The sequence below is a fragment of the Micromonospora sp. NPDC005172 genome, assembly GCF_040608555.1.
GTDB lineage: Bacteria > Actinomycetota > Actinomycetes > Mycobacteriales > Micromonosporaceae > Micromonospora.
Genome location: NZ_JBEXIL010000048.1, coordinates 1 through 16,214, shown reverse-complemented (window position 1 = coordinate 16,214; position 16,214 = coordinate 1). Strand labels below are relative to the sequence as shown.

General features: G+C 71.5%; 14 protein-coding genes and 1 tRNA gene. 11 read left to right on the top strand and 4 right to left on the bottom strand.

Annotated features, from left to right (window positions below; all coding sequences use genetic code 11):
• Positions 1–41: 41 nt before the first annotated feature.
• From ABZV06_RS25870 to ABZV06_RS25845, 6 genes are all read left to right on the top strand, one after another.
• Positions 42–1,010, top strand: a complete 969-nt coding sequence (locus tag ABZV06_RS25870; protein WP_355624744.1) for a segregation/condensation protein A — start codon at positions 42–44, stop codon at positions 1,008–1,010.
• Entirely contained in the window at positions 1,003–2,094 is a 1,092-nt protein-coding gene (gene scpB / locus ABZV06_RS25865; protein ID WP_355624742.1) for an SMC-Scp complex subunit ScpB, read from the top strand. The genes ABZV06_RS25870 and scpB overlap by 8 nt, the downstream gene beginning before the upstream one ends.
• A complete protein-coding gene (locus tag ABZV06_RS25860; protein WP_355248377.1) occupies positions 2,081–2,851 on the top strand; it encodes a pseudouridine synthase in 771 nt (256 codons plus the stop codon). The genes scpB and ABZV06_RS25860 overlap by 14 nt, the downstream gene beginning before the upstream one ends.
• Positions 2,852–3,044: 193 nt before the next feature.
• The gene (cmk, locus tag ABZV06_RS25855) at positions 3,045–3,725 is read left to right on the top strand and encodes a (d)CMP kinase (protein ID WP_355624768.1); all 681 of its coding nucleotides are present in this window, start codon (positions 3,045–3,047) and stop codon (positions 3,723–3,725) included.
• The gene (gene der, locus ABZV06_RS25850; RefSeq protein ID WP_355248375.1) at positions 3,722–5,128 is read left to right on the top strand and encodes a ribosome biogenesis GTPase Der; all 1,407 of its coding nucleotides are present in this window, start codon (positions 3,722–3,724) and stop codon (positions 5,126–5,128) included. Before cmk ends, der begins: the two co-directional genes overlap by 4 nt.
• 174 nt (positions 5,129–5,302) lie before the next feature.
• Positions 5,303–5,376: transfer RNA gene (locus ABZV06_RS25845), tRNA-Pro, on the top strand.
• 113 nt (positions 5,377–5,489) lie between these two features.
• Here ABZV06_RS25845 and ABZV06_RS25840 read toward each other — a convergent pair.
• The 4 genes from ABZV06_RS25840 to ABZV06_RS25825 all read right to left on the bottom strand — a co-directional run bounded on the left by ABZV06_RS25840 (position 5,490) and on the right by ABZV06_RS25825 (position 8,862).
• Positions 5,490–6,707 (bottom strand): tyrosine-type recombinase/integrase, encoded by a 1,218-nt coding sequence (locus ABZV06_RS25840; RefSeq protein WP_355624740.1) that lies wholly within the window; start codon positions 6,705–6,707, stop codon positions 5,490–5,492.
• Between the two features lie 4 nt (positions 6,708–6,711).
• Complete coding sequence (locus tag ABZV06_RS25835; RefSeq protein ID WP_355624738.1) at positions 6,712–6,921, bottom strand: helix-turn-helix domain-containing protein; 210 nt, start codon at positions 6,919–6,921, stop codon at positions 6,712–6,714.
• Positions 6,921–8,072, bottom strand: coding sequence for a DNA methyltransferase (locus ABZV06_RS25830; RefSeq protein WP_355624766.1), 1,152 nt, complete (start codon positions 8,070–8,072; stop codon positions 6,921–6,923). The genes ABZV06_RS25835 and ABZV06_RS25830 overlap by 1 nt, the downstream gene beginning before the upstream one ends.
• A 67-nt stretch (positions 8,073–8,139) precedes the next feature.
• Positions 8,140–8,862, bottom strand: coding sequence for a hypothetical protein (locus tag ABZV06_RS25825; protein WP_355624736.1), 723 nt, complete (start codon positions 8,860–8,862; stop codon positions 8,140–8,142).
• 660 nt (positions 8,863–9,522) lie between these two features.
• On the opposite strand from ABZV06_RS25825, the gene ABZV06_RS25820 reads away from it, so the two are divergent.
• From ABZV06_RS25820 to ABZV06_RS25800, 5 genes are all read left to right on the top strand, one after another.
• Entirely contained in the window at positions 9,523–10,344 is an 822-nt protein-coding gene (locus ABZV06_RS25820) for a hypothetical protein (RefSeq protein ID WP_355624734.1), read from the top strand.
• Between the two features lie 284 nt (positions 10,345–10,628).
• On the top strand, positions 10,629–11,072 hold the full coding sequence (locus tag ABZV06_RS25815; RefSeq protein WP_355234943.1) for a pilin: 444 nt from the start codon (positions 10,629–10,631) through the stop codon (positions 11,070–11,072).
• A complete protein-coding gene (locus ABZV06_RS25810) occupies positions 11,072–13,129 on the top strand; it encodes a hypothetical protein (protein WP_355624732.1) in 2,058 nt (685 codons plus the stop codon). Before ABZV06_RS25815 ends, ABZV06_RS25810 begins: the two co-directional genes overlap by 1 nt.
• A 6-nt stretch (positions 13,130–13,135) precedes the next feature.
• Positions 13,136–14,062, top strand: a complete 927-nt coding sequence (locus ABZV06_RS25805; RefSeq protein WP_355234937.1) for a PrgI family protein — start codon at positions 13,136–13,138, stop codon at positions 14,060–14,062.
• On the top strand, positions 14,059–15,840 hold the full coding sequence (locus ABZV06_RS25800; RefSeq protein WP_355624730.1) for a DUF87 domain-containing protein: 1,782 nt from the start codon (positions 14,059–14,061) through the stop codon (positions 15,838–15,840). The genes ABZV06_RS25805 and ABZV06_RS25800 overlap by 4 nt, the downstream gene beginning before the upstream one ends.
• The last annotated feature ends 374 nt before the right edge of the window (positions 15,841–16,214 follow it).

Genomic DNA, 16,214 nt, shown 5'->3' with positions numbered 1-16,214 from the left:
CCGGAACGCCCGGTGCCCGCCTCGTGGACTACGGTCGTGCGGTGACCGCGCCACCCCTCGACCCGCCCGACACCGCCGATCCGGCCGTGGTCGACGGTGCGCAGTCCGCCGGGTTCACGGTGCGACTGGCCAACTTCACCGGCCCCTTCGACCTGCTGTTGCAGCTCATCGGCAAACACAAGCTCGACGTCACCGAGGTGGCCCTGCACACGGTCACGGACGAGTTCATCGCCTACATCCGGGCCATGGGCGACGACTGGGACCTCGACGAGGCCAGCGAGTTCCTGCTCATCGCCGCGACCCTGCTCGACCTGAAGGCCGCCCGGCTGCTGCCCTCCGCCGACGTGGAGGACGAGGAGGACCTCGCCCTGCTGGAGGCCCGCGACCTGCTCTTCGCCCGCCTGTTGCAGTACAAGGCGTACAAGGAGGCGGCGGCTCACATCGCCGAGTTGGAGGCGGTCGGCGGCCGGCGCTATCCCCGCGCGGTGAGTCTGGAGCCCCGCTACGCCGAGGCGCTGCCCGACCTGGTGCTCGGCATCGGCCCGCAGCGGCTGCTGAAGCTGGCCGTGAAGGCGATGACCCCGAAGGTGGCGCCGGAGGTGTCCATCGCCCACGTGCACATGGTGCGGGTCAGCGTGCGAGAACACGCGGCGATCCTCACCGCCCGGCTACGCCGTGCCGGCACGGCGACGTTCTCGCTGCTCTGCGCCGACTGTGAGGCCACCCTGGAGGTGGTGGCGCGGTTCCTGGCGCTGCTGGAGCTGTACCGGGAGGGCCTGGTGGCCTTCGTGCAGGAGCAGGCCCTGGAGGAGCTGACCGTCCGCTGGACGGGCCCCGCCGACGGCGAAACCGACCTGCACGTCGACGAGTACGCCGGCGCCGCAGCCGAGCCCGACCCACCCACCGAGCCCGACCCACCCATCGGGCCGGACGCGGCGGGGCCGGTGGTGGCGGGGGAGGCCGGCGGTTCGGCCGGGACGGGAACGACGGAGGGTGAGCCGGATGAGTGACGAGGAACGCCGCGACTCGCTGGCCGACCAGGCCGCCGCCTGGGTTCCTCCGTGGGAACGCTCGGCGACCCCCACCACCGCACCCGCCCAGGCGGAGGCCGCACCTGCCGAAGGGGAAACCGCCCCCGCTGGGGTGGAGTCGGCCCCCGCTGAGATGGAGGCCGCCCCCACTGAGGTGGAGTCGCCTTCCGCTGAGGTGGAGAAGGCCTCCGCTGAGGCAGAGACGGCACCTGCCGAGCCAGGGACCGCTTCCGCTGAGGCCGCTGATCCAGCCGAGCCGAGCGTGGCCGCCGACACCACAGTGGCGATCGGGTCCAGCGAGACGGCCGAGCCCGCCGTTTCCGCAGAGGCGGCGACACCAGCGGTGGCAACCGAGGCCGACGAGGGCCGGGTGACCACTGGGGCCGACGAGGGCCGGGTGACGACCGGGGCCGACGAGGGCCCGGTGCCGGCTGGGGCGGCGGGTCGGGGCGTACCCCGGCGGGAGCCCGTGGGGCGGCGGCGGGCGACGGTCGTGCCGGAGCCCGCGCCCGACCTGCCCGACGCCGAGCTGCGCGGCGCGCTGGAGGCGATTCTCCTGGTGGTGGACGAACCGGTCAGCGAGCTGGTCCTGGCCCAGGTGCTCGAGCAACCGGCCGAGCGGATCGGGCCGATGCTCGACGACATCGCGGCCGGCTACACGGCCGCCGGGTACGGGTTCGAGCTGCGCCGGGCGGCCGGCGGTTGGCGGTTGTACACCCGGCCGGAATACGCTACGTACGTCGAGCGGTTCGTCCTGGACGGGCAGTCCGTGCGGCTGACCCAGGCGGCGTTGGAGACTCTGGCCGTGGTCGCGTACAAGCAGCCGGTGACCCGGTCGCGGATCTCGGCCATCCGGGGTGTCAACTGCGACGGCGTCATCCGTACGCTTGTCACTCGCGGCCTCGTCGAGGAGTGCGGCACCGAATCGGACAGCGGGGCGTTCCTGTACCGGACCACCACGCTGTTCCTGGAGAAGCTCGGGCTGAACACCGTCGACGAATTGCCACCTCTCGCACCCTTCCTGCCCGACGACGTAGAAGAGCTTGCCGATGCGACCCGATAACCGTTCCCCGAAGTCCGACGCCCCCGTCTACGAGGGCGCGGAACGCCTGCAGAAGGTGCTCGCCGCCGCCGGCGTGGGTTCCCGCCGTGCCTGTGAGGACCTGATCTTCCGGCGTCGGGTCACCGTGGACGGGCGCGTGGCCAAGCTCGGCGACAAGGTCGACCCGGCCAACGCCGTGATCCACGTGGACGGCGAGCGCCTCCAGGTCGACGTCCGCCTCGTCTACGTGGCGATGAACAAGCCGCGCGGTGTGGTCACCACCATGTCGGACGACAAGGGGCGCAACGAACTGGCCGAGTTCATCGGCAACCGGTTGGACCAGCGGGTCTACCACGTCGGGCGGCTCGACGCGGACAGCGAGGGCCTGCTGCTGCTCACCAACGACGGCAACCTCGCGCACAAGCTCATGCACCCCTCGTACGAGGTGCTGAAGACCTACCTGGCCGAGGTGGTCGGGCCGATCCCGCGCAACCTGAGCAAGCGGCTCCTCGCCGGTATCGAGCTGGAGGACGGGCCGGTCAAGGTCGACTCGTTCAAGGTGGTGGGCACCCTGGGCAAGAGCGCCCAGGTGGAGCTGAGCCTGCACGAGGGCCGCAAGCACATCGTCCGGCGGTTGATGGACGAGGTCGGGCACCCGGTCACCCGTCTGGTGCGTACCTCGATCGGACCGATCCGGTTGGGCGATCTGCGCACCGGGCGTCTCCGGCGCCTGACCAACGCGGAGGTCGCCGCCCTGTTCCGCGCGGTGGGTGACTGACCCCCGAGTTCGGGGTACGGCTGCCGGTAGGCTCCGCAGCGGCCGGGAAGCGGCCGCCGGAGGTGGCGTGGGTCGCCCCGGGCGGCGTCGCGCGCGGGCCCGACGAGGGCCCCGGGCATGATGGACGACGATGGACAACCGCTTGCGGCGCCAGCACCGGGCGATCCGCGAGGTACGGGCTGAGGAGGACACGGTGGAGAAAAACGTACGGACCGAGCGATGTGTGGTCGCTGTGGACGGGCCGTCCGGTTCGGGAAAGTCCACCGTGTCGCGGCGACTCGCCGTGAGCATCGGTGCGCGCTACCTGGACACGGGGGCGATGTACCGGGCGATCACGTGGGCCGTGCTGCGCTCCGGCGTGGACCTGACCGACGCCGCGTCGGTGGCCAAGGTCGCCGGCGAGGTCAAGCTGCACATCGGCACCCACCCGCAGGGGTACGCCGTGACCGTCGACGGTGTGGGCGTGGACGCGTACATCCGCGGCCCCGAGGTGACCCAGACGGTGTCCGCCGTCGCCGCCGTGCCGGCGGTGCGGGAGCTGCTGGTGAACCGGCAGCGCGAGATGATCGTCAACGCGGGTCGGATGGTGGTCGAGGGCCGGGACATCGGCTCGGTCGTGGCGCCGGACGCCGACCTGAAGGTCTTCCTGACCGCCTCCGAGGCCGCGCGCGCGGCCCGGCGTAGCGCCGAGGACGCCTCCGACGTGGCGGCGACCGCCGCCGACCTGGCCCGCCGCGATCGGCTCGACTCGACCCGCAAGGTCAACCCGCTGGCCCAGGCGCCGGATGCCGTCGTGCTGGACACCACCGAGCTGGGCATCGACCAGGTCGTGGCCCGGCTGCGTGACCTGCTCATCGAGCGGGGCGTGGCATGAGCAGTGATGGAATCGGCTGGGTCGAGCTGCGCGAGCCTGACCTCGCCGTCGAGGAACCGACCGGCCCGCAGCCGGTGGTGGCCGTGGTGGGCCGTCCCAACGTGGGCAAGTCCACCCTCGTCAACCGGATCATCGGCCGTCGGCAGGCGGTCGTGGAGGACATCCCCGGGGTGACCCGGGACCGGGTGCCGTACGACGCGCAGTGGAACGGCCGGTCGTTCACCGTGGTGGACACCGGCGGTTGGGAACCGGACGCGAAGGACCGCGCGGCGGCCATCGCCGCGCAGGCCGAGACGGCGGTGGTCACCGCCGACGTGGTCCTCTTCGTGGTCGACGCCATGGTCGGCTCGACCGACGTGGACGAGGCCGCGGTGAAGATGCTGCGCCGCAGCGCCAAGCCGGTGATCCTGGTGGCGAACAAGGCCGACAACACCTCCATCGAGATGGAGGCCGTGTCGCTCTGGGGGCTCGGCCTCGGTGAGCCGTTCCCGGTGTCCGCCCTGCACGGGCGCGGTTCCGGCGACCTGCTGGACGCCATTCTCGCCGCGCTGCCGGAGGCCCCGGCGATCGTCGAGAACCGGCCGCGTGGGCCGCGCCGGGTGGCGCTGGTCGGCCGGCCGAACGTGGGCAAGTCCAGCCTGCTCAACCGGTTCTCCGGCGAGGAGCGGGCGGTCGTCGACTCGGTCGCCGGCACCACAGTGGACCCGGTCGACAGCCTGGTCGAGATCGGTGGCCAGACCTGGCAGCTGGTCGACACGGCCGGCCTGCGCAAGCGCGTCGGCAAGGCCAGCGGCACCGAGTACTACGCCAGCCTGCGCACCGCCGGCGCGATCGAGGCCGCCGAGGTGGCCGTCGTGCTCCTGGACGCCAGCGAGCCGATCAGCGAGCAGGACCAGCGGATCCTGTCGATGGTGACCGAGGCCGGCCGGGCGCTGGTCATCGCGTTCAACAAGTGGGACCTGGTCGACGCCGACCGCCGGTTCTACCTCGACAAGGAGATCGACCGGGAGCTGCGCCGCATCCCCTGGGCGATCCGACTGAACCTGTCGGCCATGACCGGCCGCGCTGTCGACAAGCTGGCCCCGGCCCTCAACAAGGCCCTGGCGAGCTGGGAACTCCGCGTACCGACCGCGCACCTCAACCAGTGGCTCACCGCACTCGTGCAGGCCACCCCGCACCCGGTGCGCGGCGGCCGCGCGCCCCGCATCCTGTTCGCCACGCAGGCAGGGGTGGCCCCGCCGCGGTTCGTGCTCTTCACCACGGGCCCGCTCGACGCCGGCTACCAGCGGTTCGTCGAGCGCAAGCTCCGCGAGGAATTCGGGTACGAGGGCAGCCCCATCGAGATCTCCGTACGCCCGCGCAAGAAGCTCGGCCCCGGCGGCCGGGGCAAGGCGCACGGCTGATTCCTGGCGCTTTCTCGGGTGGGCCAGACGGTTACCGTCTGGCCCACCCTCCTAGGACGCTTTAGGGGTTGTGGGGTGGTTCGCTGCCCCGACAACGCGGGTGGGGCCTGTGCGGACGGCTCGGGAGTGCTGCGCTAAGCTGTACCGGCTGTCGCAGGGGGAACTCTGCGGGGGCGGGACGTGGCGCAGCTTGGTAGCGCACTTGACTGGGGGTCAAGGGGTCGTCGGTTCGAATCCGGCCGTCCCGACAGACAAAAAGCCCTGACCAGCGGAAACGCTGGTCAGGGCTTTAAGTTTGTCTATGGGGTTTTGAACCGCCCCCCGAAAACCCCCCATTTACCGGGGTCGACAACCAGGTTCGTCATCCATGCGCATCGTTGGGCACGGTGGGTGCGGGATGTTGCCGGCTTCCGTGGTCGGTGCCGAGTCGCTCGAGGATGTCCGAGACGTCCGGGGCACGGGCGGGCTTGGCGATGTAGTACGTGGCGGTGACTTCCTCGCTGGAGTGTCCAAGCTGTGCTGCGGCGCTTTTCGTGTCGGTCTCTTCCTTGATGAGGGTGGCCACGGTCTTGCGGAAGGTGTGGGGGGTGACCCAGGCGAGGTCGGTGTCGGCGCGAGCTTCACGCCACTGACGGCGGACGTTATTGGGTGAGAGCCAGGTGCCGCGTCGGGAGGCGAAGATCGCGTCGTGGGGGTTGTCGGCGGCGACGAGCTTGCGGGCCAGGATCATGCCGACGGCGAAGCGGGGTAGGACGACCATCCGCCAGCCGGCGTCGCTCTTGGTCCAGGGTTGGCGGAAGAAGCCCTGGCCTTTGACGAAGACGAGCGTGCCGCAGATCGTCAGGGTGGGGCGTTCGGCGGCGAGGTCGAGGTCCTCCCATCGCAGGGCAAGGATCTCGCCGATGCGGGCGCCGGTGGCGAGCATCAGGTCGACGATGTCCGCCAGGTCGCCGCTGTGCCGTGGTCCAGGCTTTCCGGGGATCGGTCGCTGCCAGTCGCGGATGGCCGTCCGGACGGCCTGGAGGTTCTCGTCGGTGAGGGCGACGACCGTGCGGCGGGGTTTGCGGAGCCGGCCGGTGTCGCGTACGGGGTTGGTGGGGATCGCGCCGTGGCGTACGGCCAGGGCGAACATCTGGCTCAAGACGACTTTGGCGCCCTTGGCCGCCGAGGGATGGTCCTTGGCGATGTCGCGCAGGAACCGATCCAGGCGCCCGACGCTGGCTTCTCTGATTCGGAGGTTGCCCAGGGCGGGCAGGATCGCGTTGCGCGTGCTGGTTTCGTATCGCTGGATGGTCTGTGGTGCGATCCGTTCCTCGGTGGTGATCTCTTCGATCCAGAGGTCGGCGAGTGTGCTGAGGCGGGTCTCGCGGGTGATCTCGTCGTCGTTGGGAGTGGTGCGGTCACGTAGCTTGACCTTCAGCGCTCGTTCCGCGGCCGGGTCGGTGGTGCCGGTGGCCTCGATGTCGCGGGTCTTGCCGTCGTAGTCGCGGAACCGTGCTCGTGCGCGGAACCGATTGGGTCCGAGCTTCTGCGTGCGGATCTTGCCCCAGGTGCCGATGGGTAGTTCAGGTCGGGCCATGGGGTCAGCGCTCCGCGTCGGTGTGGTCGTCGAGCCAGCGTTCGACTTCGCTGCGCCGGTAGCGCAGGGTGTTGCCGACGCGGATGGTGCGTGGTCCCTTGCCTCGGCTGTGCCAGGCGTAGAGGGTGTTCTTCGGCTTGCCCAGCCAGGCGGCGACGTCATCGACGGTCAGGAGAGGGTCGGGCCGCCACTCGGCGGGAGTCGGGGCGGTCATCACTGACCCGCCGTGACGGGCGAACTGGGCTGCGGGTATGGCCTGCCGAGATCGGTGGTTGCATCGGGCCGTACGACCCCGGGGATGGGCTGTGAGTTGGGCGGGCACGGATCGGGTGTCCTTTCAACGTCCCGGCCCGCGTGGGACCGGGTGTCGGTGGCGCTGCCGTTGGGTTTGCTGTTCGCCGGGCGCGCCGGGTGTGCACGTCGATCCATCCGGGACGGGGTGAAGGCATCAAGCCGATCAGCGTGCGCATGGGCGCTGGCTGATCGGCTCTGGGTGAAGTCGTGCCGGGGTGACCGCGGGGCGCGGAGGACCACGACGTCTTCATGCTGGACGAGCAATTGCGGGTCGCCGGTGGCGATGGCGTCACGGGTGTTCTTCTGCTGGAAGAACGAGGCCCGGGGGATGATCACGCTGTCGCGGACGCCGCAGATGAGGGCGATGCATTCCTCGACGAGTTCGAGGCCGGCGTTGATGCCGGCGGCGACGACCATCCCGGGGATGTCGATGAGTTCGCCGTGGCGGCGGTAGGGGCGGGCGGTGACGACGACGTGTCCGCCGGGACGCAGCAGTGCCCGGCATCCGGCGAGGATCGCGGTGAACCCGTCAGCCAGCTCGCCGTGACTGCGGTAGGCGAGGTTGTCCGCGCCGCCATACCTGTGGTTGATCTTGCGGACCTTGCCTCGTCTCGGGCCGGGCGTGCGAACGTGGCCGTGGGTGGACGACCCGTACGGCGGTGAGGTGATCACCAAGGAGACTTGCCCGTGCAGGCTGGCCGGCAGCAGTGCCGGTAGCGCGGTTGAGTCCCCGTGGTAGATCTCGCCCCGGCCCGATGCCCCGGTCTGGAGGGTGTGGCGGATGTTGTCCGCCGCCCTGGCGACCCATTCCGCTTCGTACTCGACCCCGACGCCGTGACGGCCGAGGCGCATGGCCTCGATGACGGTGGTACCGATGCCGGCCATGGGATCGAACACCACGTCACCGGGGTTGGTGTAGGTGCGGATGGCGTACCGGGGAATGGTCGGCAGCATCTTGCCGGGGTGCGTCAACGACTCCGGGGTGTACCGGCCGCGCCGCAGGTCCCGCGATGCGGTTTGACCAGTGAGCCAGACCGCACCGAGGTAGCCCTCGGCGAGCAGGGCTGCCAGATCGGACGCGCCGGGGTGCGGCGGTTCGGAGTCGTGGGGGCCGGCGGTGTGGAACGGCGGACGGGGCTCAGGCACGGGCGTTCTCCTCACCGGTGGCGGTGGTGGCGAATACGAGCAGGTCTCGGAAGGTCGGCAGGTGGCGGCCGGCGAGTAGACGGCGGCCGTCGTCGGCCTCGTCGGGGTGTTCTGGGGCGGTGCGTGGCTCGTGCTCGGCCAGCGGGACGAGGACGGCGGGGATGTGCTGGTGGTAGAAGAGTCCGGCGGCGCGGGCGGCGGCGATGACCGTGGCGCGGTGGCTGACCTCGTCCGGCTGGGGCGGCGAGGCGGTGAGTCCGACGAGCAGGAAACCGCCGGGGCGTAGCAGAGGCCGCCAGGTGCTCATTGCTGTGGCGATGCCATCTCGGGTGAGGCCCTGTGCGCTCTTCGGCAGGGTCGCCAGGATCAGCTCGACACGTGGGCCGGGACGTCGCAGGGCGTGGCGGGTCCGGCGTTCGGGAGCGGGCGGCATGAGGCGCACCTGCAGGCCGTGGCGACCGGTGAACAGCCGGGCCGGTATTCGGTTCAGGTAGGCGGTCGCGGCGGTGGCGGCGGGGTGCGCGTCGAGGTCGAGCACCACGTCACCGGCTTGGGTGTAGCGGCGGATGAGGTAGGCGAGGTGGTTCGGGGGTAGCCCGTGCCAGTCCGGCACTGCCGGACGGGGCGTGCGCGGGACGTGGGTTCGGGGCAGGAGCAGTCCGACCGGTGCCGGCTGAGGCCGGTCACCGGGGGCGGTGGAGCTGGGCTTCGGCATGGGCGTGTGGGCCCGCGTCCGCCGACAAGCGCTGACACTAGGGGATTACAAATCCGAGCGGCGGATTGGAAACCGCGCTCGCTGCCGATCCGGGTGTGTCGCTCGACGCCGCCCCGTTTAACAAGATCCTCAACGGGTTGAACACGCAGGTCAGAGCCGTCGAGACACCGGGCTGTCGACATCACGCGAGCCGCGCGGATTGCCGACGCGATCGGTGACCGGTTGAACAAGATCCTCGCTGGCTTGAACAAGATCGTCATCTGCTTGAACACGAGGCGGCCGACCGCCTCGGGACCTTGAACACGATCGCGATGGGGCGTGAGTGCACCCGGCGAGCGCCGCTCGTGGCCGTCCCGCTGCACTCCGTGGCTGCCTCGTGTGCGGCGCGTGTTCAACGGTGCTGACTCGACGTGGCTGTGCCCGGCGTGAAGGACCTTGAACAGCCTGGCCACCGGTTGCACACCCCGACTCGGGGTGTCCGGCGGCTGAGGTCGAGGCGCATTGACGGGGATTGGCGGTGGCTGGGTTGAACACGTGTCGAGGCACCTTGAACAAGCTCATGAGTGTTCATGATCTGTTCAAAGGCCCTGGTGGCGTGGTGGCACAGCGCCGATCGGCATTCCCGCCGGACGGCAACGGTCATCACGAGGGAGTGCCACCATGGACCGTCGTATCCCGGCTATCGAGCCAGCCGTCTCCCGGCGCGGCGAGACGCTGCTCAACGACATCGAGTACCGGTTCCGGCTGATGGGGCAGGGGCCGAGCCCACTGTCGGTGGACGGCCGTAGCCTCGGTCACGGCCTGCCCCGCCGGGCCATCGCCCTGCCCGAGCTGTCGGCGATCCTGATGCATCCGTCCTGCGGCTACGCCGCCCGGGACGCGGCGTGGCGGCTGCTCGTGCAGCAAGCCCGTACCGGTGACCCGGCGTGGCGTGCCGGTGCCGTCGGGGTCGCGCTACCGGGCCTGCGGTTCAAGGCGTACCTGCTGGCCAAGCTGTTCACCGGCGACGTGCAGGCCGCCATCGTCGAGCACTTCCTCCGGGCGCTCGGCACGGTCGATGTGGCCAAGCCGGGCGTGGTCGGCAACCTGCTGTCCGCCGCGTTCTCCAAGGCCCGCGCCGAGCTGCGCGACCTGGAGCCCGCCTCGTCCGGGGCTCCGAACCACGCCCCGGGCGCGGTGGTGCCGCCTGCCCCGTACGGCCACCCGGACCTCGTCCTCGCCCGCGCGGTCACCGCCGAGGTCATCACCGCACAGGAGGCCGGGCTGATCGGCGCGACGTACCTGGAAGAGGTCAGCCTCACCGCCTACGCCGAACGCACCGGCCAGCCCCGCTGGAACCTCTACAAGCGGCGCACCGCCGCCGTCGCCCGGCTGAAGGCCGCGATCGAGTCCGGCGAGCTGTCCGATCCGTACGCCGACGTGATCAACGAGGCCACCGCGACCCTGGTCCTGGACGTGCCTACCGTGCGGAAGCGCCCGTAAGCAGCCTGTCTGAGCTGCGGCTTTCCAATCCGAGGCTCGGATTTGTAATCCCCTAGTGCGGGACTCTTCCGCGCAGGTGACCTTGTTCCGACCGGACCGCTGACGGCGCTGACACCCCGCACGGTCCCCGGCCCACCCACCACGTCTGGTGAGGAGGACGGCCGCGCCGGTCGGCACGACAGGTCACCCACGAGCGCACCGCCTGGTCCCGCCTTCGCCACCCACTCGCGCACCCACGCCCCGCTGCTGGCTGCGTCGGCGTGCGCACCGGAGGTGCCCAACCCATGAATCACCACCCGTTCCCACGCCCCGGGGCGGCGGACCGCCGCCCCGGGGCGGGCAGGCGCGGACAGCCTTGCGTCCGCCGCCCGCGTCGGTACCGGTCTCGGACTGTCCGCGCCGCTTTGATGCTCCTCAACGCCGCCGCGGTGACGGCAGCGCTCGTTGCCGTGCCGACCGTGGCGTGGGCGGCCGAGCCCGCTGCGGTGGTGCTGGCCGCCGAGTCGATCCAGCAGGTCGCCAACAACATCCGTACCTGGCTGATCGGCATCCTCGTCGCCGTCGCCACGCTTTTCTTGACCGTCGGCGGGCTGCGCTACCTGGCCGCCAATGGCGACCCCGGCGAGGTGGAGAAGGCCAAGCTCGCGCTGCGGTCCGCCGCGATCGGCTACGCCCTCGCGCTGCTCGCGCCGTTGTTCGTGACGATCGTCGGTGCGTGGGTGGCCTGATGACTGCCCTCGCGATCCGATCCCGCCGACCGGTGTCGTTGCTGCTGCTCGGCGTGGTGATCCTCGCCGGCCTTGCCCTGAGCTGGGCCGGGCCGGCGCACGCCGAGCCGAGCCCGGCACCCGGCCCGCCCGCTACCGCACCCGGCACGCCGCCAACGCCCGGCGTACCTGACCCTGGCGTCCGCCCGCCGGGAGTGGACCCGCCTCCCTCCGCGCCGGCCACGCCGGCACCCACGCCCGTCCCGTCCCCGACTCCCGGCCAGCCTTCCGTTGACGATGATCCGGCCTGGTACGACATCGGGGGCCAGATCCGCAAGGCCGTGGTCGACCTGGTCGTCTGGACCGCCGAGCAGGCTCTCCAGCCGGTGATGGAAGCCCTCGGCGCATCGTGGCTGTCCACCCCCGACCTCACCACCAACGAGCACGTCAAGGCGATCTGGACGACCAGCCTGATCACGGCCAATGGCGTTTTCGTGCTGTTCATCGTCGCCAACGGTTTCCTCATCACGACCAGGGAGACCCTGCAGAGCCAGCACGGGCTCAAGCAGGTGCTGCCCCGCATCGCGCTGGGCGCGGTGCTGGCTAACGGCAGCCTGCTCGTCTGTCAGCAGGCCATCATGCTCACCAACGCGCTCACCGTGGCCATCGCCGGGAACACGGTTGACGGCCCGGCCGCAGCCGCCGCCATCGGTCAGATCGCGGACAACGCCCTGCAGGGCAAGGGCTTCCTGATGGTGCTCCTGGCCGTCGCCGTGGTCGTGATGTGCCTGCTGGTGGAGTTCACCTTCATCCTGCGGCTGGCCGCGCTGGTCATCCTCGTCGGCGTGGCCCCAGCGGCACTGATCTGCCATGCCAGCCCGCTCACCGAAGGCATCGCCCACACCTGGTGGCGTGCCTTCGCCGCCTGCCTCGGCTTGCAGATCGGTCAGGCGATCATCGTCATGGCCACGGTGAAGGTCTTCCTGACCCCCGCCGGGCCGACCGTGCTGGGCGTTCCCTCGACCGCAGATGGGCTCCTCGGCGTCCTGGTCTGCCTGACGATGCTCTGGCTGCTGATCAAACTGCCGGGCTGGATGCGGCAGTTCGTCCTCGGCCCGCTCGGACAGCGCAACGGCAGAGGACTTCTCGGCCAGCTCATGCACGCCTACCTGACCATCAAGACGCTCGGCGCGGCGGCCGGCATCCTGGGCGGCGCGAACGCGGCCCGGACCGCCGGACGGACGGCACCTCGTCCGCCCGGCCCCCGTCCATCGCCGGGCGGCCCTCGTCCGCCCCGTCCACCTCGTCCGCCCCATCCCGGGCCGACTCCCGTCCCGCCGTCCCCGCTCGGACCGGCGGCCTTCAGCCACGCCCCCGTCACCCATACGCCGCTGCCTGCGCCGTCCGGGACGAACGCCGCCCCCACCTTCAGCCACCCGGCGGCCCCGTCCACGCCACCGCCAGCGCCGTCCGGCGGTGTACCGGCCGCGCAGTTCTCTCACCCGTCCGCGCCTCAGCCGAGTCCACCGGCCCCAGCCGCACCGCCCGCCCGAGTCGCCTTCAGCGATGCCACGGCCACGACACCGAGAGCGACACCCAGCGGCGCGGCACCGGGGGTGGCGTTCTCCGCCGCACCAGCGCCACAGAGCGCGCCGCGCCGGCCACCTGCCCCGGTCACGCCGGTGTTCTCCACAGGTCCGGTCGCACCGGGAGCCGGCGGGTCACGACGAGCCTCGACCCCCGGGACGCGGCCTACGGCGGCGCGGCGCGCCACCCCGAGTGGGCAACCCACCGCCATCCCGAGCACCCCGTCTGCCGCCCGGCGGGCACCGGCCGCCAGCGCATCCCGGCCTCGTCCACCGGCCTCGTCCGTCCCGCCGTCCACGGACGGTCGGCGGTCAGCGCCCCCGACCCCGCCGCCGCCCGTCCCCGTCTCCGACGGCGAGGCCGTCCCCGGCGGCTGGTGCGACCCCGGTGGGTCCGACCGCCGTCCGTACCGGGCCGTCCCCGTCCCCGCCGTCCCCACCGCCGGCTCGATCGTCCGCCCCGGCGCGGCGCCCGTCGCGGAAGCGAGGTGATGAGCAGTGAGCCGCTGCGACGATGAGGCTCCGATGCGGGCTCGGGTTCCCGCGGACATCGAGCGGCCGGACCGGATCGCGTTCGGCATGTCGGGACGACAGTTGGTGATCCTGGCCGTTACGGGCCTCCTGCTGTACGCGGTGTGGACGGCGGTGGCGACGCTCGTGCATCCGCTGGTGTTCCTCGCGGGTGCGATACCGGTTGCCGCTGGGGCGTTCCTGCTTGCGGTTGGCCGCCGTGACGGCATCGGCCTCGACGCGTGGGCGCTCGCGGCGCTGCGGCACCGCCGCCGTCCGCGCCGGCTCGTACCGGCTGATGGGGCGGTCATCCCGGCTCCGGCGTGGGTTGCCACCACCGCCGGGCCGGGGGACCGGCTACCGCTGCCCGCGCCGCTGCGGCTGCCCGCGAAGGGCATCACCGGTGACGGGTTGGTCGATCTCGGTTCGGACGGCACGACGGGCCTGGTCGCCGCCTCGACGGTGGCCTTCGGGCTACGCACGCCCGCCGAGCAGAACGGTCTGGTGGCCGGGTTCGCTCGCTGGTTGCACAGCCTCGACGGTCCGGCGCAGATCGTGGTGCGGGCGCAGCGGGTCGACCTGACCTACCTCGCCGACCGGTTCCTCGCCGCCGCCCCTGGGCTGGCGCATCCCGCGTTGGAGGAGGCAGCCCGCGCGCACGTGGCGTTCCTCGATGACCTGGCCGGGCAGCGCGAGCTGCTGCACCGGCAGGTCACCGTCGCCGTGCGTAGCCGACGCGGCGCGCACCACGCCGCGCATCACGCGGCCGAGGCGGTGCGTGCCCTCGCCGGCTGCGAGGTTCCCGCCCGGGTCCTCGACGGGCCGGAGGCCACGGTGCGTCTCGCGGCCAGCCTCGACCCCACCGCCCTGGCCCTCACGCCCCACGCCCCATCTGACGGAGGTGAACAGCGGTGAGCCTGCTGTCCGCACTGCTGCCGAAACGGCGGCCCGCCCTGCCCGAGTCGGCCACGATCCTGCCCGGTTCCCCGAACGCCGTCGAGGTCGACGGCCGACACGTGCGGGTGGGGGACGGCTACAGCGCCACTCTGGCCGTCGTCGGCTACCCGGCCGAGGTCGGCCCGGGGTGGACCGAGCCGATCCTGTCCTACCCGGGCCTGGTCGACGCCGCCTTCCACGTCGAGCCGGTCCCGCCGGCGGTGGCCTCCGAGCGGCTGCGCAAGCAGCGCGGCCGGTTCGAGTCCTCCCGCCGCCAGGACGCGGCCAAGGGCCGCCTGGACGATCCCGACCTCGACGCCGCCGCGGCCGACGCCGCCGAGCTGGCCACGCGGGTGGCCCGAGGTGAGGCCCGACTGTTTCGCCTCGGCCTGTACCTGACCGTCCACGGCGCCAGCCCTGACGACCTCGCGCAGCGGGTGGCCGAGGTGCGGTCCCTGGCCTCCTCGCTGCTGCTCAACACCGCGCCGGTGACGTGGCGGCAGTTGCAGGGCTGGATCAGCGGCCTACCCCTGGCGTTCGACGCGCTCGGGATGAAACGGGTCTTCGACACCGACGCCCTCGCCGCGAGTTTCCCGTTCACCAGTCCCGACCTGCCGGACGCCGCTGGGGACAGCGGCATGGGGGTGCTGTTCGGGTTGAACCTGCACTCGGCCGGAGTCGTGGTGTGGGACCGGTGGGCGCAGTCCAACTACAACGCCGTCATCCTCGCCCGCTCCGGGGAAGGGAAGTCCTATCTGGCCAAACTCGACCTGCTGCGCAACCTGTGCCTCGGGGTGGAGGCGTTCGTCATCGACCCAGAAGACGAGTACCTACGGCTGGCCGACGCGGTCGGCGGCACGGTCATCCGCCTCGGCGCGTTAGGGGTGAAGATCAACCCCCTCGACCTGCCGCCCGGTGACGACGACGCCCTCAACGACCGGGCACGGTTCCTGCACACGCTCGTGACCGTGATGGGCAGCGGTGACACCGCCGTCAGCGCACCCCTGCCGGGCGACGAAGCCCGGTCCCTCGATGTGGCGGTCCTCGCGGCGTACCGGGCCAAGGGCATCACCACCGACCCGCGCACCTGGAAAAGGCCCGCGCCGCTGCTGGCCGACGTGATGGCCGCCTTGGAAGACACCGACGACGCCGGCCGTCGAGTCGCCGCCCGCCTGCACCCCTACGTGGCCGGCAGCATGAAGGGCCTGTTCGACGGACCGACCACCACCGCCGCCCGAGGGCACCTGGTGGTGTTCGCCATCAAGGACCTGCCCGAGCAACTTCACCCGGTCGGGACGCTGCTCACCCTGGACACGATCTGGCGCACCGTGCGCGGCGCGACGGCCTCCGGTCAGCGGCCCGATGCGCTGCGGGTGGTGTTGGTGGACGAGGCGTGGAAACTGCTGTCCGGTGGTCGCGGCGGCGTGTTCCTGGAGACCCTGGCCAAGTCCGCCCGCAAGTACGGCGTCGGCTTGACCGTCGTGACCCAGGACGCCGCTGACGTCCTCGCCACCAAGACTGGCCGCGCGGTCGTCTCCAACGCGGCTACGCAGGTGTTGCTGCGGCAGGCGCCGCAGGCGATCGACGCCGTGGCCGAGGCGTTCGGGCTTACTGACGGTGAGCGGGCGTTCCTGCTGTCCTGCCAGCGCGGAGACGCGCTCCTCGCTGCCGGGTCGGCGCGGGTTGCTTTCCACAGTCACGCATCCGCGACCGAGCACGAGTTGATCGTTACCGGCCCGGTCGCCGGCCGCCGCTGACCCGCCCTGGCGTCCCTCTCACCACCGATCGGAGTTCCCGATGGTTGTCACGCTGTCCCCATCCCCTCCGCCATCTCCTGCGACCCCTACCGGGTGCGTGCCCGGCCAAGGCGGTGTGCCCGACTCGGTGGTGGGCGAGTTGCTGTGTGGTTCCTGGGGCGACGACGCCACCAACGCGGTGTGGCCGCTCGTCCGCGACCGGTGGCCGTTGCTCCTCGCCGCCCTGGCGGCGCTCGTCGCCGTGCGGGTCGGGTGCATGCGGTGGCGGCGGTGGCCAGTCCCTGTCTGTCAGGGTGAGTTGAGGCCAGCGGCTCATAGCAAGTCCGCCGGACAGGGCGAGTTCAGGATCGAGAAGCGTTGAATACTGCTGTTGA